Here is a 20,058-nt window from a genome sequence, read left to right on the forward strand (position 1 = left end):
TTGAAACATTCAAGTTCAGCATCTACTCGTCTCGCACAAGCTCAACACTCATTCGTTTCACACAAGTTCTGCACTTTTTCGTCGCCCTGACGTAGGTCAGGGTCCATGTGTATATTGGAACTGATGCGTGGATCCTGAACCAAGTTCAGGAAGACGACGTGGGGGAACTAGGCTTAGGGAGGCTTTTTATTGATGAGACATTCAAGTTTAGCATCTACTCGTCTCGCACAAGTTAGACATTCATTCGTCTCTCTGAAGTTCAACACTCATTCGTCGCCCTGACGTAGGTCAGGGTCCATGCGTATATTGGAACTGATGTGTGTGGATCCTGAATCAAGTTCAGGAAGACGAAGTGGGGGAACTAGGCCTAGGGAGGCTCTTTACTGTTGAAACATTCAAGCTCGACACTCATTCGTCTCACACAAGCTCAACACTTCTTCGTCGCCCTGACGTAGGTCAGGGTCCATGCGTATATTGGAGTAGATGTGTGGATCCTGAACCAAGTTCAGGAAGACGACGTGGGTGATCTAGGCTTAGGCATGCCCTTTATTGATGAGACATTCAAGCTCGATACTCTTATCGTTTCACACAAGCTCAACACTTCTTCGTCGTACACAAGTTCACACTCATTTGTCGCACACAAGCTCAACACTTCTTCGTCGCCCTGACGTAGGTCAGGGTCCATGCGTATATTGGAACTGATATGTGTGGATCCTGAACCAAGTTCAGGAAGACGTAGCGGTCAATATATGTTCAATGAGGCTGTGACACTGAGCGTGATCGAGCGCGATATCTCAAAATAGTAATTGAGTGCTAAAAATTATAGCTGATGTTCGCTGACGTAATACTATAGTCTTTGCTATTGAAATAGCGAACATTAGCTGCCCATTGACTGTTGAAGTTGTATCCGAACTCAGCAGATAAAATTAGATTTGTTTCGCTTCCTTCATTTTTTACACGTTTAATATTAACGCTTGAATCTGACTCTGCACCAATACCTGCTTCTAGATAGAATTGATCGATGTATTTTCGATAGTGCACTTTAAACGTCAACAAATCGACTGAATCGCTTTCTGAAAATGGTTCGTCATACACTACGTTAACAGTACCATCTTCAGTAATGTGGGTATAACGTTCATGGCCGTCTACGTCTAATGATATTTTACTAAGGTAACCGTGGATATTTAAATATGATGTATCACTTAATGTGATCATTTTACCGATGCCAAGCTCAATGAAATCTACATCTATATCAAAATCGCTGCCGCCAGAGATTGATTGTTGATTGTGTTCTAATGCAAAGAAGCCGTGCATATCGGTTGTGAGCTGTCGGTATACGCCAGTTAGATAAAAAGCGGGGAAAGCACTTTTAACTGAGAGCTGTGGGCCTTTTACTTTTAGGTCGCCTAGATCAGATATATTGAGTTGTGAGTAACCAACTTCCAATGAAGTAGAGGGGGTGCTGTGAGCATGCGTTGCTGCAACTAAGCAACAGAAACTTATTATTAACCTTTTCAAAAATACAGACCTTTATAACATTTAGCCGCCAATAATACCGAAGCCGATAGATGCTGTAAATATTGACATAGCCAGCTGAAAAGTCGCAACACCTTTTGGCTGGTTTATAGCGCAAAATTGTTGCCAGTTATTTTCATAGCCGCCCTGAAAGCGTTCACTAATTTAACAAAAGCGGAATTTTAAATTGGCAATAAATTATGATGTATTTTGCAATATACGAACGAAAGTGCATTGCAAAATGGTGCGGTCCTAAATTTAGGCGCACTATTTTCTCACCATAAACATCGCGTTATTTAATTATGTTAATTTTTGTATTTATATAATTTATTGATTTTAATTGTTTTATTTGTGTGTGGGCCAAACCGTAAAGTGAATACTGATTGTATGCTGTGAAAATGACATTGCTCTGATCACTGGCATGAATATTTAACTGTTGTGTATTACCAAACACCGAAACAGCTTTATGTTCCTGCTTTTAACTAAGCGTTGTTGGAACACCTGTATTTATTGGCAAAGCAGAGTGATAACGCTGAGCTTATTGAGTAATTTTATTAGGTTGGAGAGCAAACATGATTTTGAAATATATGTTTATTGCTACAAGTGTATTTTTAGCTGCATGTGGCGGTGGTTCCCAAAGCGATAGCAGCACACCAGCAGTAACAACCCCCAGTTCTGGTCAAGATACACCACCACCCGTTGTAGAACCTGAGCCGGTAACTGAACCAGTGCCAGAGCCTAGCATATTGAGCCTCGAAAACGTGACCGTTCCTGCGCAGTTCGATTGGTCTATGTATAAAGATGACGAAGTGAAGATTAAAACCGTCAGCACAACAATGCGGCCCGATGGTGCACTTGCTGGTATTGGCGGCAAGCACTTTATGAAAATTGTGGCGCTTGATGCAAACCGTAATGAAGTTGAAAACCCATTGCAAAAAAGCTTAACAGATAGAACCGGAGAAACACGCACCAAATTAAAACTCCCAAGTGAATGGTATGGGGTAAAGGTAGAAGTTACCGTAGGTAATGAAGTGTGTAGCAAAGTGTTTAGCAAAGACGAAATTGTCGGTGAAATAGAAGTGCCGTGTGATATTGAAATTCCAGCTGGCGATGGAGAATAATTATGAAGATGAAATACAACCTCAGTCTCGGCATAGCGCTTATTTGTCAAACGCCTTACGTATTTGCCACAGCAACTGAAGTGAACACAATTGATAATCAAGATGGTACGTTCACTTACACCCAGAAAATTAATAAAGACAGTACATCACCTCATTATGTTGCACCAAGTGGGTACGGTTTTAATTATTATTCACACTCAGGGCAAGACTATGGTTGGCAGCACAGTTTCAGTGAAGCATCAAATCCTTTGGTTAAAATACAGAGTGCAACCTTATTGATAAGAGGTTTCGATATTGACTCTGAAGCTTTTCATGGCACCAGCGGTGAATATGACGGTATTAGTGTTGATGGTAATGACTTAAATCCAGGCTTATTGCAAGGGACTAACGGAACATGGTCAGAAACGCCATTTGATGTACCAACATCCTATATTTTGGATGATGGCTTAATGGATGTGTTTTTAGACATTGATATGAACCATAATTATGTTTGGTGGAAAACAACGCTCGATTACAGCCTTTTAACCATTACCTACGCAATAACAGCAAATGATGCACCTTATACACCCACACTGAATGGGTCACCTCAAGGGTGTGCAACCGCAAACAACGATTTTGTTGTGAATGTATCAAATAGTGCAAATGCAGACCCTGATGGGGACGCGGTTAGTTATGAATATCGTTGGTTTGTTGATATAGGCCAAGGTGAAGTGGTAGATGATGAAATTGCAGGTAAAACGGATCATACGGGTAATACGGTATTATCGTCACAGGTGAGCGCGGGCGAAACGTGGCGTGTACAGGTGATAGCAACTGACAGTAATGGCCTAGTGAGTGACCCTGCATTCTTTACTTGGATGTTAGGCGACAATGACAGTGATTGTGATGGTATCAATGATAACAATGACGACTATCCAAACGATGACAAACGTGCAAGTAACAATTATTCGGTAGAGTCAACGCTCGCGTACGAAGATTTATGGCCAGACAAAGGAGATTACGACCTAAATGATTTAGTGATCACTCATCGCTTTAACGTTATAAAAGATGCCAATGGATTGGTTAAGCAAATTGACTTAACCGGCAATATTCAAGCCAGGGGTGCTACACTGGCCAGTGGTTTTGCAATTGCTTTTTCAGGTACCACCAGTGCCAATGTAGAAAGTATTAATGTGGCGATTAACGGCCAATCTGAGGTGGTTACCGCAGAAGCAGGTCACAGCAGTGAGTTAGTGGTCGCGGTCTTAAAAAATACCCATTCAGCAACCAATGATTCGCTAACATATTCATTCTTTAATACCCAAAGTGGAGATGAACGCTCGGTTATTCCAGTAACGATGAGCTTGATTTTTGTTGAACCTGTCAGCCCATTGGCAATTGGCAATGCACCTTTTAACCCGTTTATTTATAGAGTGAGCGACCGAGGTCGAGAAGTACATTTACCAAACTATGCCCCCACAGCGTTAGCAAATATAGGTTTTTTCAAAACCGGTGCTGATAATACTGAAATAGGGGGTGAGACTTATATGACCCCAGCAGGGCACCCTTGGGCACTTGAAATTTCGACATCTTGGTTGCATCCGATGGAATCGGTTGACATTATTCAAGCATATCCTGCTATTCAAGACTGGGCTGAAAGCCGCAAGGCAAGGGGCGCAACTTGGTACAGCACACCTGTTTCAGGTAAATGCTGGAAGTGTAACTAGTTAACTTCAGGTTTGGGCAAGGGTTTTTGAATAGAAAATGTTTTGAAAACAAACATACGTACAATCCAATGATGATATTTAGTTCAATATCAAGGCGCTTTTATGCAGTAATAGCGGGCTATTACAAATGAAAGCAACGCCGAGAGTGAGAAAAATAGCTTTATTGGGCAAATTCGCTTATCCAGAGCTGAGGTTATTTAACCTCAGGTTTGGATAAGGGTTTTGGAATAGGAAATATTTTGTAAACAAACTTACGTCCAATCCAATGATGATATTTTGTTCAATATCAAGGCGCTTTTATGCAGTAATAGCGGGCTATTACACATGAAAGCAACGCCGAGAGTGAGAAAAATAGCTTTATTGGGCAAATTCGCTTATCCAGAGCTGAGGTTAATTAGCACTTCTTTCAGAAAGCACCGTCATGTGGCGGTGCTTTTTTACTTTTTAAACTGATATGATCTGTTTAAAAGTGATAAATAAATTGTATATTGCCGTCGGTGCGTTTTTCATAATCATAAGATTCTTCGCCGTAACCCGCTTCAAGTCGTACAGCCCACCCTGAATTTAGGTTGCTAGACAAATGGTACTCATAGCTTAGACCAATACCTTGTGTGGTTTGATGATCAAAAAGGCTGGTACACAGCAATGTTGAATCAGAACAGCGTGCGTCAGTTTTTCGAGCCCCAACAGCACCAATGAACGCCCCGTATTTATGTTTACCGTTTAATATTTCTGCGCCCAAACTGAAACCATCATCTAACCCAGCTTTGTAGTTAGCATAATATCGAATATCTGAATTTGTTAGTGAGATGGTTGGTACAACTAGAAATGGATAACCCCCACCCAATGACAAGTCAACAGCTTTAGCCTGAGCGCTATATATAAAAGTTGACACGATTAACGCAGAGTATGCGAATATTTTTTTATGCATTTGAAATATCCTTTTATTTTAAAATTACATTGGGTACGCAATATACACTACATGCCATGAATGATATCTAATAAAAGGTACAAATTATGTTTTTATTTGTATTTTTTAGCGTTGATATTTACGGTATTCATTTCTGACCTAAATAGACTACGAAATACCTTCAGAGCAACGAGCAACGAACATAGAGAAGCATTGGTTACCTAATTCGTCTTCCTGACGAAGGTCAGGACCCACGTAACGCACAGGGCTCAAAGTCAAGCACTCTATATTTTGTCTCCCTGACGCAGGTCAGGACCCATTTCAGACAAGTAACTAAATCACATAAACTCAGAATCAAACACAGAGCAACGAATAATGAGTGTGTTTACATTTCGTCTTCCTGACGAAAGTCAGGATCCACGTAACGCACAGGGCTCAAAGTCAGGCACTCTACATTTTGTCTCCCTGCCGCAGGTCAGGACCCATCTCAGATAAGCAACTAAACCACATAAACTCAGAATCAAATACAGAGCGACTTCAAGTTAGCCACCCATACGCCGTCAGCTACCCAAACTTTGTCTTCCTGACGAAGGTCAGGACCCACGTAACGCACAGGGCTTAAAGTCAGGCACTCTACATTTTGTCTCCCTGACGTAGGTCAGGGCCCATTTAAACCAGACTAAACTCAGCTTATTACTGTATTTTGTTTCTCTGACACGGGCCAGAATCAAAATCTTTCAATTATATACAGTAATACAAGTCGTCCCATTGCGGGTTAACCTTTTCAATTAAATTAACTTTCCACTGCCGACGCCAGTTTTTAAGTTGTTTTTCACGATTAATAGCATGGTACATATCAGCATGCGTTTCAAAATACACTAATTGGGTCACGTTATAACGTTTGGTAAACCCATCGATTAAATGGCCTTTATGCTCGTAAATTCGTTTTTTAAGATCTCGAGTCACGCCAATATATAGAGTGCCGTTTGGCTTTGATGCCAAAATATAGGTGGTAGGTTGCATGTGTTAGTCCTTTAAAACAACATTAATAAGTCAGACTGAGGTAGATATAACATCCTGTTATACCTACTTATAAAAGTAAATTATTACAGTTATTCAAGATAAATCAAATAAACCCTAAATTGTACTCAGAACGACGAGTAAGGAGGGTACCTCTACTTCGTCTTCCTGACGAAGGTCAGGACCCACGTAACGTACTCGACTCTAAATCAGTCACTCACACTTCGTCTTCCTGACGCAGATCAAGCTTCATGTAATACATATGATCGAAACAATAAACCAAACCACATAGACTCTGAAACCAGTTCAGAGCGACGAATAAGGAGGGCACCTCATACTTCGTCTTCCCGACGAAGGTCAGGACCCATGTAACGTACTCGACTTTAATCAGCCACTCATACTTCGTCTTCCCGACGAAGGTCAGGACCCACGTAACGTACTCGACCCTAAATCAGTCACTCACACTTCGTCTTCCTGACGCAGGTCAGGATCCATGTAACGTATTCGATTTTTACCCAACCACTTTACACTTCGTCTTCCTGACGTAGGTCAGGACCCACGTAACGTACTCGACCCTAAATCAGTCACTCACACTCCGTCTTCCTGACGCAGACCAAGCTTCATGTAATACATATGATCGAAACAATAAACTAAACCACATAGACTCTGAAACGAGTTCAGAGCGACGAAAACGAGGGTACCTCCGCTTCGTCCTCCTGACGCAGGTCAGGATCCATGTAACGTATTCGATTTTTACCCAACCACTTTACACTTCGTCTTCCCGAGGAAGGGCAGGACCCACGTAACGTACTCGATTTTTACCCAACCACTTTACACTCCGTCTCCCTGACGAAGGTCAGGGTCTACAGCTAACCCCACTGAGAAACAACATAATGTAAAAATAACGTAACCAATAAACCGCTTTAATTGTATGGATTTAATCGCAGAGACTATTCAAGCGCTTATAAATCGTGATAAGTTACCAAATATAAAGTAAAAGCTCATGTAAAAGTTGGTCACTTTTGGCATAGCAATACATTAACAAATACGTTTTTAGTCACCAAAAATAAACGGTTGAAGGAAGCAGTACAGCCGTAGCAGCTAATTTATACACCCTTATATAACTTAGCTGTGCAGAACTAACAGGAATTTGAATGCGCTTATATCACGTGGTTTTAAGCGGCCCAGGGCTCAATAAACATGCAAAAACATCAGGTATTGCTACCCACAAGTACTACTGTTGTAAAAGAGCGCCAGTTGATGAACTGTCTATAGAGTGTCGGCTATGACTAATACACCTTCTTTTTCTAATACTCAGAGTTCGAATACAAACAACATGAACACAAGTGCCACCTCAATAAACACGCTTGAGTATTATGCTAACAATGCGCAGGCTTTTGCACAGTCAACACTACACGTTGATATGGGCGAGCTATACAAAGAGTTTTTGCCACTGTTACCACTGCCGCATAACAGCGAGCATGAAAAAATACATATTCTCGATGCCGGTTGCGGCGCAGGGCGCGATGCACTCGCGTTTAAGCAACTCGGCTATAAAGTCACTGCCTTTGATGCTTGTAGTGAGCTGGCCGACATTGCCAGTTTTCATTTACAACAAAGCGTGTACGTAAAAACCTTTCGACAAGTGAAAGAACACGCGCAATACCACGGCATATGGTGTTGCGCCAGCCTCTTACATGTTGCCCATAATGAGCTCCCAGACCGTTTCACCAAACTCGCTAGCGCATTAAAACCCAATGGTATTTTGTACGCCTCATTCAAATACGGCAAGGGTGAGCGCAGCGACGGCAACCGCACATTCAGTGATTTAACCGAAACATGCCTAGAAGATGTACTGGCACAAATACCCAGTTTAAACGTGGTTAAAGTATGGCAAAGCAAAGATCAGCGCCCCGATAGAAGCGAGCAAGTCTGGTTGAATGTGGTGGTGAAAAAGTCACCTTGTGAAGAATCGTCTTATGAGTGATAACCAACAGCAACAACTTGATTTTATCGCTTACATTCAGCGTTTACTGATCGAAGGCGACTTTAGTGCCACGTATAAATTTGCCTTACTCCATGCATTGGCTGATGTATGTGTAGAGCAGCCGCTAATATCTGAGCAAGCAACACTCAAAATAGACTTAGCCACCTTAGCGGATAAGCTCATAGTTTTATATTGGCACCATGCCGTCCCTTTTGCAGCCGATCAAACAGGTCAAAACGCTTTATTAAAGCAAAACAGTGGTGTGCAATCTAAAGTGATCTCGGTGTTGTATGAGTGCCAACAAAACAACATTCGTAACTTACGTGCTCTAAAACAAAGCCATTTATACAAACCAACATTTAACGCCGCTTTAACCACGCTTAAAACCGGCCCGCTGTGGCGTTTACAAATATTGGCAAAACAAGCTGAATGCTTTTTATACCCGCATACACATAGCACGCAATACATCACCTTAAATGCAGGCATTGCTAGCTGCTTTCGGCGCTTTTATGACTTAGTGATGTACTTGGCTAAAAATGCGTGGTTGCAAAAAATTCAAAGCATAAAACACAACCAAACATTGATTGGTCCACAGAGCCAACTGCACGATTTTTTATTTGGTTTCGACCGTAACGCACTCAGCAAAGCCAAACCTGTTTTAATAGAGTTACAACAGGGCACGTGTTTTTACTGCCAAAAGCCGTTGAATAACAAAACCGAAGTGGACCATTTTATTCCATTTACCCGCTACGCAAACGACTTAGGCCACAACTTTGTGGCTGCGCACAGCACTTGTAACAACAATAAACGCGACTTTTTGGCAGCGCAATCTCACCGCGAACGCTGGGAAGAGCAAAACCTCGTGATAAATAGCCAACATTTAACCCGTGAACTGAGTGATTACTTTAACTGCGATGCAGATAAATCGCGTTCAGTAAGTGACTGGGCGTATCAAGTAGCGCAGACGAATAGTGCGAAGTTGTGGGTAGGTGTGAATGAGTTTGAAGCTGTTGATTTTAATTATCAGCAACCAAATGTTGAGCTAGGGTGTGTGGCAGAAAGCAAACCGAAATATAGTGTATAGGATTGAGTATTAATCTATAAGTTTACAGGTTGTCCAGAACGTACTCTTTCTATTCTATAGCTGTAACTTTATAGGTATCCTTATTTTAAATTGATCACCCGACCGCCAATTTCCCTGCCTCGTGCCACATGTCACTTGGCATGGGGTTCATCAATTCCCACGTGATATTCATCGGTTGGCTGCCGGTGTAGCTTTGGTATATAACCTCGCCATAGTTTACAAAACCCATGGTTCGGCCATTTTCGTCTTTGCCTTGTTCTCGGACAAATAACAAAATGGTTTTGCCTGTTTGTTGGTGTTCAATGTAGCTTAAGCCGCGGCCGTGTTCTGGGCGGGCGCTGTTTTGTGTTTGCCAATGAAACAATGTGGGGCTCAATGCATAGTCGTGATACAGCGTGGTGGGCGAATAAGTTTTTTCGCACTTGTTAAGGGTAACAAATAGCAGTTCTAGATTTTGGTTTTTAAATTCTAACACGCCTTCACGAGCGGTCGATTTTTTATCAAAAGTGTGCGCGCCAAAGGCGGCGAGTATGTGTTGGCGCGTGTAGCGGCTATGTAATTTTATGGCGTGATTGGGTAAGCATGCTAGATCATGTTCTTGTTGGTGTATGCGGTTTATTAAAAGCGCAATTACTTGTGCCAGTTCTTGCTGTAATACTGGATGTTTAAGTGCTTTTAAGCTTTGCTCAAGGTTTTTAAAGCCTAAACTCGTAGCTGTGTTATCCCAAAAATTGTAGTGGGCCATTAGCGCAAGCTGGTGGTTTTGCGGTGTTGGCGCAAAGTTAAAATTGTTGTGACATAATTCCTGCAGAAAGCGTAAATAGCTGAGTGAGTCGCAGCTAAGTAATTGGGTGTTTATGGCGCGGTAATACGCGGCGTAAATATCGGTTTGCTCTGCGGGAATGTCAGCACCTTTTAGCCAGTGCCAGCCGCCGATCTTTTTGTCTTTTGGTTTGTAGATGTCTTCAAGTGTAACCTGCGGGTTGAGTCGTAAAAAGTTGCTTAAGGTGACTTCGTCGTCACTGTGCTGTGAATAGCCGGCAATGAGTTGCTGAAGGCGGCGTTTGCCACTAATGGCTTGCTGAATATTCTTTAATATGGTTTTTTGCGTTTGCTTTTGTAGCTCTATACGACAACCCAACGGCAAATGCGGGAAATTGTTTTCGATTTCAGTTTTGATTGGTTGGTTACTTTTACCAATGAGCGCGCGAAATTTACTGGCAAAGTCGTATTCTGGGCGCGCATTACCCACAAAGTCGAGCACGGTACAACATTGTTTTGAACCACCCAAAGAAAGGCTATTGTCGGGCAAACGCAAACCGCGGCCAAGTTGTTGTAAAAATAAAGTGAGGCTTTCGGTTGGTCGTAAAAATAGCAGGGTGTCGACTTCTGGAATATCAACGCCTTCGTTAAAAATATCGACTACGCACAAGATTTGAAGAGCGCCACTGCGTAGTGCTTGTTGTTTTTGTGCACGTTCGCGGGTGTTTTTACTGGTAAGTACATCGGCATTGATACCTGCAAGGTTGAATTTGGCGGCCATAAACTCGGCATGGGCTTGGCTTACACAAAATGCTAGCGCTTTGATGGTGTGAACGTTGGTGACAATGTCGGCTAGGCTGGTGATAATTTTAGCTGCGCGACTATTTTCGCCTGTATAAAGGTTGCTTAGTTCGGCTATGTCATAGCGGCCATTGCGCCACGAGACTTGATTCAAGTCGAGTGTATCGTCAATACCAAAGTATTGAAATGGGCATAAATGACGTTGATTGATGGCTTCAGGCAAGCGTATTTCAGCGGCGATGACATCGCAAAAATCTTCTAATATATTAGCGCTGTCTTGTCGCTCTGGTGTTGCGGTTAACCCCAGTAATATGGTTGGCGTAAAATGCTTTAATACGGCCCGATAACTAGTTGCACTGACATGGTGTACCTCGTCGATGACAATGTAGTCATAATAATCGGAAGTAAGCTGTAAGGTGGCTAATTGGTTGTTGAGCGTTTGGATTGACGCAAATAACTGGCTATAACGCTCTGGGGTATAGTTACCCACCCACAATTCGCCAAAGTTATTATTTTTAAGCACACCACGATAAGCGCTTTGAGCTTGTTTTAGTATTTCTTCGCGGTGGGCAATAAACAAAAAAGTAGCATTTGGGTTCTCATCGTAAAGGGGTTTAAAGTCAAAAGCCGAAACAATGGTTTTACCCGTGCCAGTTGCTGCAACCACCAAGTTTTTAAAGCGGTTGTGAACGCTGCGTTCAACACTGAGTTTTTCTAAAATGACTTTTTGATGGGGTTTTGGGGCTATATCAAAATAAAACGGGTTGTTTGGTTGGCGTACTCCGCGTTGTTCTTTTAATGAATTTATCAGCTTTTCTTTACACTCAAATTTACCTGTAAATAGTTCAAAGTCTTTTGATTGCCAGTAGGTTTCGAAGGTACTTTTAGTTTTGGCGATAATATGCGGGATTTCTTGTGCGGTAATTTTTAAGTTCCACTCAAGGCCACTGGTGAGTGCTGAATGTGATAAATTAGATGAGCCAATATAGCCGGTATGAAAGCCCGTATTGCGTAAAAAAAGATATGACTTTGCGTGCAAGCGTTCTTGTTGGTTGTTGTAACTGAGCTTAACTTCGGTATTAGGTAAGCTTGCCAAAAACTCTACCGCTTTGGCGTCGGTTGCACCCATATATGACGTTGTTATTACCTTGAGCTGCTTACCACTGTGAGTAAATGCTTCGAGCTCATTTTTGAATATACGCAGCCCCGTCCATTTTATAAATGATACTAGCCAGTAAATGGTATCAGCTGAGTTGATCTCACGTTTTAGCTCCGTTTCTAATGAAATCCCCGCGTTTGCGCCTGAGAACAGCTCGCTTTGAGTGAGTCCAGTGAGCGGAAATATACCATTCGTGTAAGCAGGTAAGTCAGTGGCGATAGGGTTACTTTTATCAAACAGGGCTGTGAGTATTTTGCCTTGCGAATCAATTAAGTTCTCGCTAATGAGTGCATTGTCAGTAATGTGATCTTTTAACCAAAACACCAGTTTGTTAGCGAGTTCTATTTGGTGCTGTAACCGCTCATTGGAGTTAGGTATAGCATTGATGGCATGTTCTACCAGCTTTGCTAAAAAGCGTGACAGCCAAGTTGCGGCTTCGGCACTTTCAAGTACGCGCTCACCTACGTAAAAGCGTTCTCTGTTGAGGTTTTGCTCGACCACTTGGGTGATGAGCTGCTCGTAAATGCCGATTTGTTCCACGTTTATTCCTTTTACTGCTGTGTTGTGATTGCTGTAACTCCTTGAAACGATGTTTAGTTTAATTTATTGGGGTGAGGTTTGGAAGGGATGAAGTTTGAAAGGGATGTTGGGTAGGAGATTAGCCTTGGCTTTGCAGTGGTCGGTTGGATGGGCCCTGACCTGCGTCAGGGAGACTAGTGGGGGGAGGGATGTGGAGTTGGGTTTAGCTTTCGCGTGTTTGGTTGGTATGGGCCCTGACCTGCGTCAGGAAGACGAATATGAGTCGTTGGGGCCTAAGTTAATAGAAGCGACTGATGTAGCGTTTTAAACTCTTTGTCTCCCTGAATTTATTTCAGGGTCTGGGTTTTGGGGTATTTGAAAATGAACCGTGATGGCTGGTATGGGCCCTAACCTGCGTCAGGGAGACGAATGGTGTGGGGGTTGGATGTGGAACTGGGTTTGGCGTGTTTGGTTGGTATGGATCCAGACCTTCGTCAGGGAGACAAATTCGATGAAGGGTATACGGATTGTCGTTAAGTGTTAAAATACAGATGCTGTTGATTTACCAGACGGCTAGTAAATTAACACTCATAAACTAAGGATAGTTAAATGCAGCGATGGACGCGTTTTATAATGATAACTGTACTGGTTATTACTTCGATTTCTTTATCATATTTTTTTAGTAACAGGCAGTTTTGGTTTAGTTCTTTGCATACACAGCCAGCTGTCACTGAACCAACAAAAATATCTGAGTTTCATGTATCGCAACCCTCCGTAATTTTATCTAAAGAATCGACTTATATTCATAATAATCACAAAATGTTCCGTAAAAGTTGTGAAAAAGCTGACTTAGGCGCTGTAAAATATGAGCAAGTAGATGGTATTTATACTTGGGTTGATGAGCGAGGAATTAAAAATTTTAGTGATAAAAAACCACACTCTGCAGCAGAGCTTTACCAAACTACTAAAAATAATACATTAGACTATTTTGAACTTAACGTGCAAGCCGGAGGGTTGCCTGTTCGGTTTAAAAATCAGCTTTCTGCAAATTTACGCGCCGTTTTTAGAGCTTATGCAACTTTAGTTGGTTTAAAAGTTATGCGTAAGGTGAAGCTAAATCTACATATATTGCCCAATACCAGAGCTTATAACCATGAGGTTAAAAGTTTAGGGGGGGATCCTACCGGAACAACTGGCGTTTACTTTGGTAGTAAAAATACAGCATATATAAAATACAGCACGTTTGAACACACTATTAAGGTGGCAGTTCATGAAGCAGTGCATGCAATTAACGAAGCTGTAATTGGCGATACACCTCAATGGTTTAACGAGGGGTTGGCTGAATATTTTGAATATACTCATGTACACATGCAAGCCAGTATTATTGAACCGAATAAAAGCTGGGTATCGTTGAATGGACGTCTGTTAAAGTCGGTGATCCAGCCTCGTAAGTTAGTTCATACTAGCTCACATTGGCGTAAGTCGAATTATGCTCAAATGTATAGAAGTAGCTGGGCATTTGTATACTTTTTAACAAGCGATGATACCCGTAAGTCATTATTAAGAAAGTATTTACTGGCTGAGCAGAGCAACAAATGTGACACGTTGGGAAATGATCAAGTTTGGACATACTTAACAGCGCGTCAAGGTAACCTAGAGCAAGCGTTTGTACATTTTACGAAAAGTAAATTAACTGCGCATCGATACTAGGTTAAAAACTTACTTTATTCATACGCGGGATGGGAGCAATAGATGTGATGAGTGCTGCTACTTGATTGGTAGCGCCACTAAGATTAATTATACACCTTAACCGTTTCTGAACTGCCGTAGCAAAGCGAGTTTTTTGGTATTTAATATTAGGGGCGGTTGATCTTTACTGGTCTATTTTTGTGCTCTTTGAGCATGCTTTTATCGCGGCGCTTAATATGTGGCTTAGTAACCTAAGCGAATATTAAGCAACAAAGAGAAAGGGGCGCTCAAAAGAACCGGTAGACAGCGCTTGATTGGCTTTTCTACTATGTTATCGGCTGACTCACATGGAATAACCGTGCTACGCGGCCTCTTCCTTGTATAAAATCCAATCAAACGGATGCAAAAATGAACCTGAAAGTTCAACGGCCCTCAAATTAGTTCAACTTATTTGTAGACAGACTTAACCTTGCTGTGTACTTTATAACCTCATTTTGGAAATGATTAAACTAAAAGGAATGTATATACATGAAATTATTACTCAATAAAAAATCACTAAAAACACTCAGTAATAAAGATTTACCAATGGCATTAACACCAGTTGCGGCTGGTGGTGCTGAAGATGTTAATTTTACCTTGTATGCAGGTTGCAATACTCGCCCTTCTGATCCTAGGATCTGTTATGGTAATGGGCGCACTAAGTAATTTGAACGAGTGGCTAATATGATTAATATTGGCCACGCTTTGTCAATTTAGCACTATTTTAATTATTTCTACTCACCTCGTTTATTACCTACTTTACTTTAACTCTTATATTTTTACTTTACATCATTTACTTGCCTAGTAGCGTGAAAGCTCAGCATTGTCGTTCTGAACGTGTTTCAGAATCTATTGCTTGTGGCGCGCGGGTAATGAGACTTCGGTGACGTGAAAAGTATGGATCCTGACCTGCGTCAGGTAGAGGAGTGTGGGGGGAAATGGTGATACAGTTTTGCGTCATGGTTAGTTTTTTATTTGCCTCTCTGAATCTATTTCAGGGTCTAGGTTTGTGGGTATTCGAAAATGAACCGTGATGGTTGGTCTGGGCCCTGACCTTCGCCAGGGAGACGAATGGAGGGGGGGGGAGTTTGGTTGATATGGGCCCTGACCTTCGTCAGGGAGACGAATGGTGGGGTGTTTTAAACTCTTTGTCTCCCTGAATTTATTTCAGGGTCTAGGTTTGAGGGTCTTCGAAAATGAACCGTGACGGTTTGGTATGGGCCCTGACCTGCGTCAGGGAGACGAATATGAGACGTCGGGGCCTAAGTTAATAGAAGCGACTGATGTAGCGTTTTAAACTCTTTGTCTCCCTGAATTTATTTCAGGGTCTAGGTTTGAGGGTCTTCGAAAATGAACCGTGACGGTTTGGTATGGGCCCTGACCTGCGTCAGGGAGACGGATATGAGACGTTGGGGCCTAAGTTAATAGAAGCGACTGATGTAGCGTTTTAAACTCTTTGTCTCCCTGAATTTATTTCAGGGTCTAGGTTTGAGGGTATTTGAAAATGAACCGTGATGGCTAACATGGACCCTGACCTGGGTCAGGGAGACGAAATAGGATGGAGTTCTGACTTGCGCTAGGGGTAATATGGTGGGCTTTAAACGCTGTAACCCACGCTTGTTGCACTGAATTTATTTCAGAGTCGATTGTTTCCTAGTTTAGTGATTTATTCCGAAACAGTAAGCGTGCGATAGGTATCGTACGCAAATTGGTCTGTCATGCCGCTGATGAAATCTTGTAACAGTCGGCAGCGGTAGTAAAACTCGTATATAGAATTAGTTGCATGTTCTGGCGGGAGCTCTGCAACACTTTGCTGATAAACCGCGACAAACTTTTTCGATATACGTTTTACGAGTCTTTTTTCTACTGGGTAAGCCCTCCCATTTTCAAGTAAGTCAATGAATTGCGTACTTGAGAGATCTAATACTCGTTGATATTCATTGAGTATTCCACTGGTAATTTTGTAACCTTGGAGCTCTAATTGCTCAACTTCTTTATGAGAGAATACGTGCTTTAGTGCCACATTTTTAAGCGTTTGAGTTACACAGTGTTGATAGCCGTTATCTTCTAATAATGCTTCGTTAAAATGGCCGTGGTAAATGGCATCTAGGTTGTCGACAAATCGCTGTGTGGCGTGTGTGACTAACGGGTGTAATAGCTTAACTCTTAAAAAAATAAAAAAATCATTTTCAAAATTAGCAGGGTTAATTTGGGCTTTCTTAAAGGCGCTATCAACTTTATCTTTCATATAGCTACTATCATTAAGGCGCTGTTTTTTGATGATTTGGGTGTACTCATCGATTAACAACCCTTTTAGCTCTAATACAGTGATGATGCCTTTTTCAACCGCATCTTCCATGTCCGCTAAGCAATAAGCTATGTCATCTGCGGCTTCCATTATATAGGCAGCAGGGTGGCGGTTACCGGCTTCAATGTTGAGCTTGTCCCACAATTGCATCACAAATTTATTTTCGCTGTAGTAAAAGCCGACTTTTTTTTGCAAGTAAGATTTATTGTTCGGCACCTGTGATTTTGGAGTGGTTGCTGCACGGGTATATTTCAGAATACTGGCTGTTTGGCTGTAGGTAAGATTGAGGGTTGAAAGGGTGTGTACGATGCGTATTGCTTGGGCATTGCCTTCAAAGCTACATACATCAAGCAAAAGTTGCTCAGTGAGGGTTAATTCACAGCTTTGTGTTGCATTCAATGCAGTATGTGATGATGTGTTGTACTCACTGTGATTTAGTAAATAGCGTTTGAACCAGTCGTTTATTGCGGCTTCGCCAAAATGACCAAATGCAGGGTTGCCAATATCGTGCATAAGGCAAGCCATTTCACATAATGTGACGAGTGCGCTTTCTAAATCTTCCTGTGAATTTGATTGAATATAATGGTGCAAGCCACGCTTTTTTAGCTCTGCAATAATAGACTGAGCAATAAACCGACCATTTTGTTGTACTTCTAATGAATGGGTTAACCGTGATCGTACTGCTGCGTTGCGCTCTAACGGAAATACCTGAGTTTTTTGTTGTAAACGCCGTAGTGCTGCACTGTTGATAATACGGCCTCTGTCACTTTCTAAACTGCTATTGACGTTGCCTCGCGTATTCCCTTGCGTATTGTATGGTCGTAGTGTGTTTATTTTGCTGCTAAAAGTCATGATTTGATTCTGCGCAATTGAAAGTTAAGTATGTAATTTAAAGGCTTGTATATTTTTTGTAAACACAAAAGGCGATTATTCACGCAAAGCTATGACTTTCCCGTTCATTGGTTTGATTAAAAATAATGTCATCCTTAACATTATTTTTTCTAAGCGATTATACGAAGTGTGTTTCCTTTAACTTTAAATACGTAATGCGATTAGCTAAAAAGTTGGTACTGGTAGCGTAGCTTCCCACCTACCCAAGTTTGTAATACCGGTATGTCGCGTATTTTTTTCGCATCACTGATTGTAAGCGGATCTTCAGCTAAAATAACGTAATCGGCCAGTTTGTTTTTAGCTAAACTGCCCACCCATTCATCAACATGGCATTGCCATGCTGCATCATATGTGATGGCTTTAAGCGCTTGTTCTCGGGTAATGCACTCACTTTCATTTAACACGTGGTGCTTGGAAGATTTTTCCATAATACGGGTTACTGCTTGCTCCATCATGCGTAACGGGCCAGTTGGGCTCACTGATAAATCACTGTGTAAGGTAATTCGGCTATTTAGGTCAAGCATGGTTTTACAGCGGTCGAGCATGTGCGACTTACTCTTGAAGATAACTTTTTCAAAGGCGTAGCCCCAGTAACCAACATGACCAATTAAAAAGCTAGGTGAAATGCCTATTTCTTGCATGCGCTTTGCGCTGTAGTCACTTAATAATGAGCAGTGTTCAATACGATGACGCTTATAAATACCTGATTCGCCAGCAAGTGCGTTTTCATATACATCAAGTGCAATATCAATTGCATGATTACCGTTAGCATGAATTAAAATAGGCCAGCCTTTATTGATAATGGTATTTACCATTTTCTGATAATTTGGTTTGCTATTGTCGGTTTGTTCTGTGGCATCATAGCTATAATTAAAAATACCGTAATTATTAACGGGGTTACAACTGTACTGTTCTGACTGATAACCGGTTAACCCTTGGTTGGAGCCATCAGAAACTAACTTAACACCGGCTTGAAACACTTCAGCTAAGCTTTGCTCGGTGATGGGCGTAAAGTCAGTCAATGCTTCTGCATCGGCAACTGATTCGCACAGTTTTGCGTAGCCAACGCGCATATTATGCGGAGTAAATTTTCGATAGAGCTTTAACATTTCACACATCATTGGCTTCATGCCGGCTTCGTACATCATGGTTACGCCGCGTTTATTGGCCGTAGAAAAAATCTCAGCGATGTAGCGAGGTAAGTTTTCTAATGCAGATAAATTTTGAGATTTAGGTATGGCGCTAAAAGCAGGAAATATTTGTGAAAGTTCTTGCAAAGCCCCTTGCTCGGTTATGTTTTTAACAAAGTCGATTTGCTCGTCTGCGGGAAAAAATGGTTTAATTTTCTCTAGGGCTGCGGTGTTTACATAAGCGGTGTGTAACGATGCCGACATTAGAAATATTGGAGTATTGTCGTCTCTTAATTTATCTAATGCAACAACGGTGATATCAGCAAGTTGTGGTGCGCTGTCTTTACATTCCCCTTCATGTTCAAAGGGCATAAGCGCAGGGTCAACGCCAGTACCTAAAATCCAATCTCCCGGCTTTTCAGGCGCAAACTGCTTAACTTGGTTAAGTACGTAATCTAGGCTGTAATCTGGGTTTAAATGCTGACCCGTGAACGCGCCTAAATCAATCCAGCCCATCGTCAGTGCTGTAGGAACAATATGCACATGAGGCTCAATTAAACCTGGTAGGAGTGTTTGATTTTCTTCTAATATAAGGTGATTGTTGGGTTGCATGCCAAGTGCGCGCATTTGGGCACTTACATCACTTAAATTACCCACAGCGAAGACTTTGCCATTTGCAAAGCCAATCGCTTCAACTTGGTCGGTTGAACCGTTAATCATAGGGCGGATCACGCCGCCAGAATACATGACAAACCCCGCTGGGAGTAAAGATTCAGACGTACCAAGCTGTTTTGCATACTCTTTTATTGATTGAGTAAAGTTGCTCAAAGACTCCTGAGTTTCGTAACTGTTCCAAAGCGGGTTGTGACAAGCGCATTGTGCACAGTCGTGATTACAATTGTCGTGATTCATAAGTTACTTCCTTATTATTGATAACAATGGTTTAGCCATTTACCGTTAAGTGGCACAGTCATTATCCGGTTTAGATAAATAAAATGTTATTACATCTGCTTACACCAATGATTTATATGCTAAATCGGTTTATTAGCTGTGGTGGTTAAACGTTGAATGGATCCTGACCTGCGTCAGGAAGACGAACGAGAGGGCAATAAAGGGTGGCTGAAATGGATCCTGACCTACGTCAGGAAGACGAAACCTTTCGTCGTTCTGAACTTGTTTCAGAATCCATAAGTGAAGGTCGCGAGTGGTGTGACGAGTGGTATGGGTCCTGGCCTACGTCAGGAAACGAGCATTTTGCGTCATGAAGACGAAACCTTTCGTCGTTCTGAACTTGTTTCAGAATCCATTAGGTGAAGGTCGCGGGTGGTGTGACGATTGGTATGGATCCTGACCTACGTCAGGAAGATGAATAGAAGAACGAGCATTTTGCGTCAGGAAGACAAAAACACTTTCGTCG

General features: G+C 41.9%; 13 protein-coding genes. 7 read left to right on the forward strand and 6 right to left on the reverse strand.

What is annotated here, in order from left to right:
- Positions 1-813: 813 nt before the first annotated feature.
- The gene (locus J8L98_RS23835; protein ID WP_210998540.1) at positions 814-1,518 is read right to left on the reverse strand and encodes a hypothetical protein; all 705 of its coding nucleotides are present in this window, start codon (positions 1,516-1,518) and stop codon (positions 814-816) included.
- A 569-nt stretch (positions 1,519-2,087) separates the two neighbouring features.
- Between J8L98_RS23835 and J8L98_RS23840 the strand changes: the two genes are divergently transcribed.
- On the forward strand, positions 2,088-2,636 hold the full coding sequence (locus J8L98_RS23840) for a hypothetical protein (RefSeq protein WP_210998541.1): 549 nt from the start codon (positions 2,088-2,090) through the stop codon (positions 2,634-2,636).
- Positions 2,637-2,638: 2 nt separating this feature from the next.
- Positions 2,639-4,342 carry an LruC domain-containing protein gene (locus J8L98_RS23845; protein WP_210998542.1) on the forward strand — a complete coding sequence of 568 codons (1,704 nt, stop codon included), beginning with the start codon at positions 2,639-2,641 and terminating at the stop codon, positions 4,340-4,342.
- Positions 4,343-4,805: 463 nt separating this feature from the next.
- On the opposite strand, the gene J8L98_RS23850 is transcribed toward J8L98_RS23845, so the two are convergent.
- Together J8L98_RS23850 and J8L98_RS23855 are read right to left on the reverse strand one after the other, a co-directional pair.
- Entirely contained in the window at positions 4,806-5,273 is a 468-nt protein-coding gene (locus J8L98_RS23850) for a hypothetical protein (RefSeq protein WP_210998543.1), read from the reverse strand.
- A gap of 720 nt (positions 5,274-5,993) precedes the next feature.
- Positions 5,994-6,275, reverse strand: a complete 282-nt coding sequence (locus tag J8L98_RS23855; RefSeq protein WP_192509977.1) for a GIY-YIG nuclease family protein — start codon at positions 6,273-6,275, stop codon at positions 5,994-5,996.
- A 1,333-nt stretch (positions 6,276-7,608) separates the two neighbouring features.
- Between J8L98_RS23855 and J8L98_RS23860 the strand changes: the two genes are divergently transcribed.
- Positions 7,609-8,259, forward strand: coding sequence for a class I SAM-dependent methyltransferase (locus J8L98_RS23860; RefSeq protein WP_210998551.1), 651 nt, complete (start codon positions 7,609-7,611; stop codon positions 8,257-8,259).
- Positions 8,252-9,343, forward strand: coding sequence for an HNH endonuclease (locus tag J8L98_RS23865; RefSeq protein WP_210998544.1), 1,092 nt, complete (start codon positions 8,252-8,254; stop codon positions 9,341-9,343). Before J8L98_RS23860 ends, J8L98_RS23865 begins: the two co-directional genes overlap by 8 nt.
- Before the next feature lie 94 nt (positions 9,344-9,437).
- Here the strand turns inward: J8L98_RS23865 and J8L98_RS23870 are convergent, their stop codons facing one another.
- Complete coding sequence (locus J8L98_RS23870; protein WP_210998545.1) at positions 9,438-12,605, reverse strand: DEAD/DEAH box helicase; 3,168 nt, start codon at positions 12,603-12,605, stop codon at positions 9,438-9,440.
- Between the two features lie 588 nt (positions 12,606-13,193).
- On the opposite strand from J8L98_RS23870, the gene J8L98_RS23875 reads away from it, so the two are divergent.
- Together J8L98_RS23875 and J8L98_RS23880 are read left to right on the forward strand one after the other, a co-directional pair.
- Positions 13,194-14,294 carry a DUF1570 domain-containing protein gene (locus tag J8L98_RS23875; protein ID WP_210998546.1) on the forward strand — a complete coding sequence of 367 codons (1,101 nt, stop codon included), beginning with the start codon at positions 13,194-13,196 and terminating at the stop codon, positions 14,292-14,294.
- Between the two features lie 507 nt (positions 14,295-14,801).
- The gene (locus J8L98_RS23880; RefSeq protein ID WP_210998547.1) at positions 14,802-14,978 is read left to right on the forward strand and encodes a hypothetical protein; all 177 of its coding nucleotides are present in this window, start codon (positions 14,802-14,804) and stop codon (positions 14,976-14,978) included.
- A 1,000-nt stretch (positions 14,979-15,978) separates the two neighbouring features.
- On the opposite strand, the gene dgt is transcribed toward J8L98_RS23880, so the two are convergent.
- Positions 15,979-17,472 (reverse strand): dGTPase, encoded by a 1,494-nt coding sequence (gene dgt / locus J8L98_RS23885; protein ID WP_210998548.1) that lies wholly within the window; start codon positions 17,470-17,472, stop codon positions 15,979-15,981.
- A 200-nt stretch (positions 17,473-17,672) separates the two neighbouring features.
- Positions 17,673-19,553 (reverse strand): amidohydrolase, encoded by a 1,881-nt coding sequence (locus tag J8L98_RS23890; RefSeq protein WP_210998549.1) that lies wholly within the window; start codon positions 19,551-19,553, stop codon positions 17,673-17,675.
- A gap of 212 nt (positions 19,554-19,765) precedes the next feature.
- Here J8L98_RS23890 and J8L98_RS23895 point away from each other — a divergent pair, with 212 nt between their 5' ends.
- Positions 19,766-19,906: a hypothetical protein gene (locus J8L98_RS23895; RefSeq protein WP_210998550.1), complete on the forward strand. Its 141-nt coding sequence runs from the start codon at positions 19,766-19,768 to the stop codon at positions 19,904-19,906.
- Positions 19,907-20,058: the final 152 nt, after the last annotated feature.

The organism is Pseudoalteromonas sp. MMG013 (assembly GCF_018100885.1).
GTDB classification, from domain to species: domain Bacteria; phylum Pseudomonadota; class Gammaproteobacteria; order Enterobacterales; family Alteromonadaceae; genus Pseudoalteromonas; species Pseudoalteromonas aurantia.